Annotated in this window: 7 protein-coding genes; 3 read left to right on the forward strand and 4 right to left on the reverse strand. The window is 73.8% G+C overall.

The features are described 5' to 3' along the window. The first annotated feature begins 58 nt into the window (after nucleotides 1-58). The gene (locus ACH499_RS06765) at nucleotides 59-1,678 is read left to right on the forward strand and encodes a flavin-containing monooxygenase (RefSeq protein ID WP_399014145.1); all 1,620 of its coding nucleotides are present in this window, start codon (nucleotides 59-61) and stop codon (nucleotides 1,676-1,678) included. Nucleotides 1,679-1,738: 60 nt separating this feature from the next. Here ACH499_RS06765 and ACH499_RS06770 read toward each other — a convergent pair whose 3' ends face one another. Together ACH499_RS06770 and ACH499_RS06775 are read right to left on the reverse strand one after the other, a co-directional pair. Continuing rightward, nucleotides 1,739-2,653, reverse strand: coding sequence for an alpha/beta hydrolase (locus tag ACH499_RS06770; RefSeq protein WP_399014146.1), 915 nt, complete (start codon nucleotides 2,651-2,653; stop codon nucleotides 1,739-1,741). Further along, a complete protein-coding gene (locus ACH499_RS06775) occupies nucleotides 2,650-3,414 on the reverse strand; it encodes a glucose 1-dehydrogenase (RefSeq protein WP_399014147.1) in 765 nt (254 codons plus the stop codon). The genes ACH499_RS06770 and ACH499_RS06775 overlap by 4 nt, the downstream gene beginning before the upstream one ends. A gap of 199 nt (nucleotides 3,415-3,613) precedes the next feature. Here ACH499_RS06775 and ACH499_RS06780 point away from each other — a divergent pair, with 199 nt between their 5' ends. Beyond that, nucleotides 3,614-4,351, forward strand: a complete 738-nt coding sequence (locus tag ACH499_RS06780) for a glucose 1-dehydrogenase (RefSeq protein WP_399014148.1) — start codon at nucleotides 3,614-3,616, stop codon at nucleotides 4,349-4,351. Between the two features lie 76 nt (nucleotides 4,352-4,427). On the opposite strand, the gene ACH499_RS06785 is transcribed toward ACH499_RS06780, so the two are convergent. Both ACH499_RS06785 and ACH499_RS06790 read right to left on the reverse strand, forming a co-directional pair. Next, on the reverse strand, nucleotides 4,428-5,003 hold the full coding sequence (locus tag ACH499_RS06785; protein WP_399014149.1) for a hypothetical protein: 576 nt from the start codon (nucleotides 5,001-5,003) through the stop codon (nucleotides 4,428-4,430). A 64-nt stretch (nucleotides 5,004-5,067) separates the two neighbouring features. After that, complete coding sequence (locus ACH499_RS06790; RefSeq protein WP_399014150.1) at nucleotides 5,068-5,367, reverse strand: hypothetical protein; 300 nt, start codon at nucleotides 5,365-5,367, stop codon at nucleotides 5,068-5,070. Nucleotides 5,368-5,716: 349 nt separating this feature from the next. Here ACH499_RS06790 and modA point away from each other — a divergent pair, with 349 nt between their 5' ends. Then, nucleotides 5,717-6,553 (forward strand): molybdate ABC transporter substrate-binding protein, encoded by an 837-nt coding sequence (modA, locus tag ACH499_RS06795; RefSeq protein WP_399014151.1) that lies wholly within the window; start codon nucleotides 5,717-5,719, stop codon nucleotides 6,551-6,553. The last annotated feature ends 121 nt before the right edge of the window (nucleotides 6,554-6,674 follow it).

The raw sequence follows: 6,674 nt of genomic DNA on the forward strand, positions 1-6,674 counted from the left end.
CCTTCCCCTGAGCACCCACATCACTTCTCACCCCGGACCACCAGTCAGGAGTCGGAACATGAACGACACCGGCAAGTCCCCCGAGCAGGTCGACGTCGTGGTCGTCGGCGCGGGCGTCACCGGCCTCTACACCGTGCACAGGCTGCGCGGCCTCGGCTACACCGTGCGGGGCTTCGAACGCGGGGACGACGTGGGCGGCGTCTGGTACTGGAACCGCTACCCGGGGGCCCGCTGCGACGTGGAGTCCGTGGACTACTCGTACTCCTTCGACGAGGACCTCCAGCAGGAGTGGGACTGGAGCGAGAAGTACGCCACCCAGCCGGAGATCATGCGCTATCTGCGCCATGTCGCCGACCGCTTCGACCTGCGCCGCAGCTACACCTTCTCCACCTCGGTGACCTCCGCCGAACTGGACGGGGAGGCGCTGCGCTGGACGGTGCGCACCGACCGCGGCGAGGTGCTGTCGGCGCGGTTCTGCGTGTTCGCGGTGGGCTGCCTCTCCAGCGCCCACCGGCCCCGGATACCCGGCGCGGACACGTTCGCCGGGGGGGCGTACCACACCGGTGAATGGCCGCACGGGGGCGTGGACTTCACCGGGCTGCGGGTCGGCGTGATCGGCACCGGGTCCTCCGGCATCCAGTCCGTCCCGCTGATCGCGCGGCAGGCCGAGCGGCTGACCGTGTTCCAGCGCAGCGCCAACTTCAGCATCCCGGCCGGCAACCGGCCGCTGGACGAGCGCACCCGCCGGGAGCAGAAGGCCGGCTACGCCGAGCGGCGCCGCCTGTCACGGCTGAGCGGCGGCGGCTCACCGCACGTCCCCCACCACGCCAACACGCTGGAGGTGAGCGAGGAGGAGCGGCGGGCCGCGTTCCAGAGGCGCTGGGAGCTGGGGGGTGTGCTGTACTCCAAGACGTTCCCCGACCAGCTCACCGACCGGGCCGCCAACGACGCGGCGCGCGCGTTCTGGGAGGAGAAGATCCGCGCGCTGATCGACGACCCGGCCGTCGCCGCCCCGCTCATCCCCACCGACCATCCCATCGGCACCAAGCGCATCGTCACCGACTCCGGGTACTACGAGACGTACAACCGGGACAACGTGCGCCTGGTCGATCTGCGCGCCAACGCGATCGAGCGGATCGACGCGCGGGGGATCGTCCTCGCGGACGGCGAGCACGTGGAGCTGGACGCGATCGTCTACGCCACCGGGTTCGACGCGATGACCGGTGCCGTCGACCGGATCGAGGTGCGCGGCCGGGGCGGGAAGCTGCTGAAGGACGCCTGGCGGGCCGGTCCGCGCACCTACCTGGGCCTCGGCGTCGACGGCTTCCCGAACTTCTTCAACCTCACCGGCCCCGGCAGTCCTTCCGTCATGGCCAACGTGGTCCTCGCGGCGGAGCAGCACGGCGACTGGCTCGCCGACTGCCTGCGGTACCTCGACGAGCACGGGTACGCGGCCGTGGAGGCGACCGAGGAGGCGGTGGAGGAGTGGGTCACCGAGTGCCGCGAGCGCGCGGAGGCCACCTTGATGATGGCGGCGGACTCCTGGTACCTCGGCGCCAACATCCCCGGCAAGCCCAGGGTGTTCATGCCGTACGTCGGCGGGTTCGGGGTGTACGGGCAGATCATCGCGGAGGTGGCGGCGTCCGGGTACAAGGGCTTCGACCTGATCCCCCGCTGACTCCCGGGACGGCACGCGGACGGGCCCCGTCCCCCTTCGGGGGCGGGGCCCGCTCCGGTGTCACGCGGCGCCGAGGGCCGTGCGCAGAGTGGCGAACGCGGTCCCGCGGGCCCCGGCGGCCTCGGGCAGGGCGGCGGCCATGGACAGGAAGCCGTGGAACATCCCGGCGTAGTGGTGCGCCTGGACGGGGACCCGGGCCGCGGTGAGTGCTTCCGCGTACGCCAGGCCGTCGTCGCGCAGGGGGTCGAGTCCGGCGGTGACGACGTGGGCCGGCGGAAGCCCGGTCAGGTCGGCGTGGGCCAGCGGGGCGGCGCGGGGCTCGGTCCGCCGCGCCGGGTCGGGCAGGTAGCTGTCCCAGTACCAGCGCAGATGGTCGGCGGTGAGGAAGTAGCCCCGCGCGTTCTCGCGGTGGGAGGGCCGGGAGCGGGCGGGGTCGAGCATCGGGTAGTAGAGCGCCTGGAAGGCGAGTTCGGGGCCGCCGCGGTCGCGGGCGAGCAGGGTGAGGACGGTGGCGAGGTTGGCGCCCGCGCTGTCCCCGGCGACGGCGGTCCGGCGGCCCGGGAAGGTCTTCGCGGTCCACAGCAGGGCCGTGTACGCGTCCTCGGGCCCGGCGGGGAACGGGTGCTCGGGCGCGCGCCGGTAGTCGACGGAGACGACGACCGCGCCGGTGGCGTCGGCCATGCGGCGGCAGAAGTCGTCGTGGCTGTCGAGGTCGCACAGGACGAACCCGCCGCCGTGGCAGAACAGGACCACCGGCGCGTCCTCGTGGCGGCAGGGGTCGTAGACCCGTACGGGCACTCCCTGGGCGTCGTCGTCGCGGACGTGTGCGACGGGCAGCGGGGGCAGGGCGGGCGCGGGGCGGGAGGCGAAGAAGGCGCGCACCTCGGCGATGTCCGTCATCTCCGTGCCCAGCGGCGGGAAGGCGGCGGCGGCCCGGTCGATGAACGCCCGTACCTCGGGGCTCGGGCGCGTCACGCGTCCGCTCCCCGGCTCGGGAGGACGGGCAGCCTGCCCGCCGACGCGCCTCCGTCGACGGCGAGTTCGGCCCCGGACATGTAGGACGCGTCGTCGGAGGCGAGGAACGCGACGAGACGGGCGACCTCCTCCGGCTCCCCGATCCGTCCCAGCGGGGCGCTCGGGTGCTCCTTGCCTGCCAGGTGCCCGGTCATCGCCGTGGCGATGGCGCCCGGGTGCACGGAGTTGACGCGGATGCCGTCCGCGCCGAGTTCCAGGGCCGCCGTCCTGGTGAGGCCGCGCAGCCCCCACTTCGCGGCGCCGTACGCGCCGTGCCCCCACAGTCCCTGGAGACCGGCCTGCGAGGAGATGTTGACGATGGAGCCGCCGCCGGCGGCCTTCATCACCCCGGCGACGGCACGGATGCCGAGGAACGGGCCGACCAGATCGACCCTCAGGATCGTCTCCAGGCGCGCCGGGTCCTCCTCGACGATGGGCGAGGTGCTGTAGACGGCGGCGTTGTTGACGAGCACGTCGAGCCGGCCGAAGCCGTCCACGGCGGCGGCCACCGCGTCGGTCCAGTCCTTCTCGTCGGTGACGTCGTGCCGTACGAACCGGGCGGCGGCGCCGAGGGAGGCGGCCGTCGCCTCGCCCTCGGCCTCCAGCACGTCGGTGAGGACGACCTTCGCGCCGAGTTCGGTGAGCAGGCGGGCCTCGGCCGCGCCCATGCCTCGTGCCGCGCCGGTGACGAGCGCGACCTTTCCTGTCAGATCGACGGACATCAGCGGTTCTCCTGGTTGCGGATGCTCGGGGGGAGCCTCGTGCCGCGCCGACACGGGGTGCCCGTCGAGCCTGCCCGCACCGGGCCGCGCCGCGGCAGTGCCCTTTCCCGGTGAGCGGGAAGAGCCGGGTGCCGTCGCGGGCGGTCCGCTGCGAGCATCGCCGCTGCCCGCGCAACGGCGGCCCACGGGAGGTAGCGGCATGAGCGGACGGGTGGACGGCAAGGTGGTCCTCGTGACGGGCGGGGCGCGCGGTCTGGGCGCCGCCACCGCGCGGACGCTGGTCGCGGAGGGCGCGAAGGTCGTGATCGGGGACGTGCTCGCGCCGGAGGGCAGGGCACTCGCGGCGGAACTCGGCGCCGCCGACGCGCTGTTCGTGGAGCTGGACGTCACCGGCGAGGCGGCGTGGCGGGCGGCGGTCGCGCGCACGGAGGAGGCGTACGGCCCGGTCACCGGCCTGGTGAACAACGCCGGGATGGTCCACCGCTGTCCTGTGGAGGACCTGACGGAGGCCGACTACCGGCGCGTGGTGGACGTCAACCAGGTGGGCGTGTTCCTCGGCATGAAGACGGTGCTGCCGTCGATGCGGGCGGCCGGCGGCGGCTCGATCGTCAACGTCTCCTCGGTGGGCGGGATGATCGCCTTCCCGTACATCCTCGGCTACACGGCGTCCAAGTGGGCCGTGCGCGGCATGACGAAGGCGGCGGCGCAGGAGTTCGCCCCGCACGGTGTCCGCGTCAACTCGGTGCATCCGGGGGTGGTGGCCACCGGGATGACGGCGGACTCGGACCGCTCGCACGCGCTGGTGGAGCACCAGCCGATCCGGCGGGCGGCGCGGCCCGCCGAGATCGCCGGGATGGTGCTCTACCTGCTGTCGGACGAGGCGAGCTACGCCACGGGGTCGGAGTTCGTGGTGGACGGCGGGTACTCCAGCCAGTGAGCGCGCCCGGCGCGACGCGACGGAGCCCGCCTGCGGCCCCGCGCGGCCCGGCCGGTGCCCGAACCGGGGGCCCGGGTCAGGTGCGCAGACGTTCGAGTTCGTCCGCGCGGCGCCGGTCCTTGGGACGGCCGAGGGCCCGCCGCATGCGGATGAGGTCGTCGAGCGCGGCGTAGCGGATGGTGAAGCCCTCGGGGTCGTAGGTGGTCTCGGCCCTGGTCAGGCAGGGCGCGACATCCATGGCGCCCCAGGGCAGGGCGGGGGTGCACAGGTCTCCGCCGGCCCCGGCGACCCGGTACCCCGTCTGCTCGCGGTCCAGGTCGGGCGGATCGGCGCAGCCGCACAGGGTGAGGGCGTCGCGCAGGGCGCGTGCCTCGTCGGGGGTGCCGTCCCAGAGCAGGTCGAGGTCCCCGGTCGGTTCGGCGGAGCCGTGCAGGATGCCGGCGACCTGGCCGATGACCACGGCGCGGGAGCCTGCGTCGTGCAGCGCCCGCAGGAAGGGGAAGGGGTCGAAGCCCAGGGCCCCGTCGGTGGCGAAGGTGCCGAGCACGTCGTCGGCCTGCTCCGGGGGGCGCCCGCTGGGCGGGCGCCCCCTCGTGGCGTCCCGGGTCCGGGTGATGGCCTGCCGCAGGCGAAGGGCGGGTGTCCGACTCATACGCCCATCCAACACGGCCCGGGAGCCGTCCGCCGCTCCGATCGAGCTGCTGGGCAGCGTGGGGTCAGCTCTTCTGCCCGGCGAGCCAGGCCAGTTGGTCCTTGACCCAGGGGTCGTAGACCGCGAGCCGGTGGGCGGCGGCCGGGTCGAACACGCGCAGCTGGTCCATGACCCAGGGGTCGATGTGGCGGTGGGGGGCGGGGCGCGGAGAGGGGTGGTGGGCGGCCGCGGCGGCGGCCCGGCCGCCGGTGCGGTGAACGTGCTGTCCGGCCGCCGCGGCGGGGCCGGTGCCGGCCAGGAGTGCGCTCGTGGCGGTCACGGCGGCCACGCCGGTGGCCGCGAGGTTCCGCGTCATGTTCTTCACGCTCTTTCCTCCAGCTTCACGCAGTCATGGATCACAAGCGGAATCAAGCGATCCGGTTGGTGCGCCTACCCGGGCCCGAACCCGGTACACCCCAGGTCGCGGCCGCCGGCGTGGGCGGAACCCACGCAGACCACCGTCGGCCGCTCCACGGCCCGGGCGGGCACCCCGTGCAAACGCACATGCCAGGCGAAGGAATGGATTGGGCGGCTCATGCGAAGTGACAGGAGACTTTCCCCTGGCATCTGCGCAACTATGATCGGCGTAGGCACACCGTCGCCCCGCCACGACCGCCGGCCGGCGGTCGTCGAGCGGCTCGATCCGTTCAGGACCTTGAGGGAGTGGACCCGTGATGATCAGTTCCGCGCGTCGGACCCGCCGCACCGTGCAGGTGATCGGGGCGAGCGCCGCCGCGCTGCTGGCCCTGAGCGCGTGCTCGTCGTCCGACCCGGAGTCGGACTCCCCGGGGAAGTCCGGCTCCTCCGCCTCGGCCGGCGGTCCGGACAAGGTGTCCGGGACCGTGAACGTCTTCGCCGCGGCCTCGCTGACGGAGAGCTTCACCGAGATCGGCGAGCGGTTCGAGAAGCAGCACCCCGGCACGAAGGTCGTCTTCAACTTCGGCGGCAGCGACTCGCTCGCCGCGGGCATCACCAGCGGGGCTCCGGCCGATGTGTTCGCCTCCGCCAGCCCCCGGACGATGAAGACCGTCACGGACGCCGGGGGTGCCGCCGGGGCGCCGGCCACCTTCGTCCGCAACCGGCTCGAGATCGCCACCCTGCCCGGCAACCCGGACGGGATCTCCTCCCTGAAGGACCTGACCGGGCCCGGACTGAAGGTCGTCCTGTGCGACAGGACGGTGCCGTGCGGCGCCGCGACGGACAAGGCGTTGACCGCCGCGGGTCTGAAGCTGACGCCGGTCTCCTACGAGGAGGACGTCAAGTCCGCCCTGAACAAGGTGGTCCTGAAGGAGGCGGACGCCGCCGTGGTCTACAAGACCGATGTGACGGCGGCCGGCGACAAGGTGCGGGGAGTGCCCTTCCCCGAGTCGGCGAAGGCCGTCAACGACTACCCGATCGCCCTGCTCGAGGACGCGCCGAACGCCGAGGCGGCCAAGGCGTTCATCGCGCTCGTGCGGTCCCCGGAGGGGCAGAAGGTGCTGACCGGGGCCGGGTTCACCGCCGCGTCCTGACCCCGCCCCACGAGACCGGCGCCGGGGCCGGCCCCCCCCCCGGGCCGCCGCCGCCCCCCCCCACCCCCCCCCCCCCCCCCGCCGCCCCGGCCTGGTAAAACCAAACAGCGCGCGCCCCCCA

The organism is Streptomyces sp. NPDC018947, assembly GCF_044390505.1.
Taxonomy (GTDB): domain Bacteria; phylum Actinomycetota; class Actinomycetes; order Streptomycetales; family Streptomycetaceae; genus Streptomyces.

Coding starts and splice junctions, on each gene's coding strand:
- modA (WP_399014151.1), top strand. CDS start 5,717: ATGATCAGTTCCGCGCGTCGGACCCGCCGCACCGTGCAGGTGATCGGG.
- ACH499_RS06785 (WP_399014149.1), bottom strand. CDS start 5,003: ATGAGTCGGACACCCGCCCTTCGCCTGCGGCAGGCCATCACCCGGACC.
- ACH499_RS06765 (WP_399014145.1), top strand. CDS start 59: ATGAACGACACCGGCAAGTCCCCCGAGCAGGTCGACGTCGTGGTCGTC.
- ACH499_RS06780 (WP_399014148.1), top strand. CDS start 3,614: ATGAGCGGACGGGTGGACGGCAAGGTGGTCCTCGTGACGGGCGGGGCG.
- ACH499_RS06775 (WP_399014147.1), bottom strand. CDS start 3,414: ATGTCCGTCGATCTGACAGGAAAGGTCGCGCTCGTCACCGGCGCGGCA.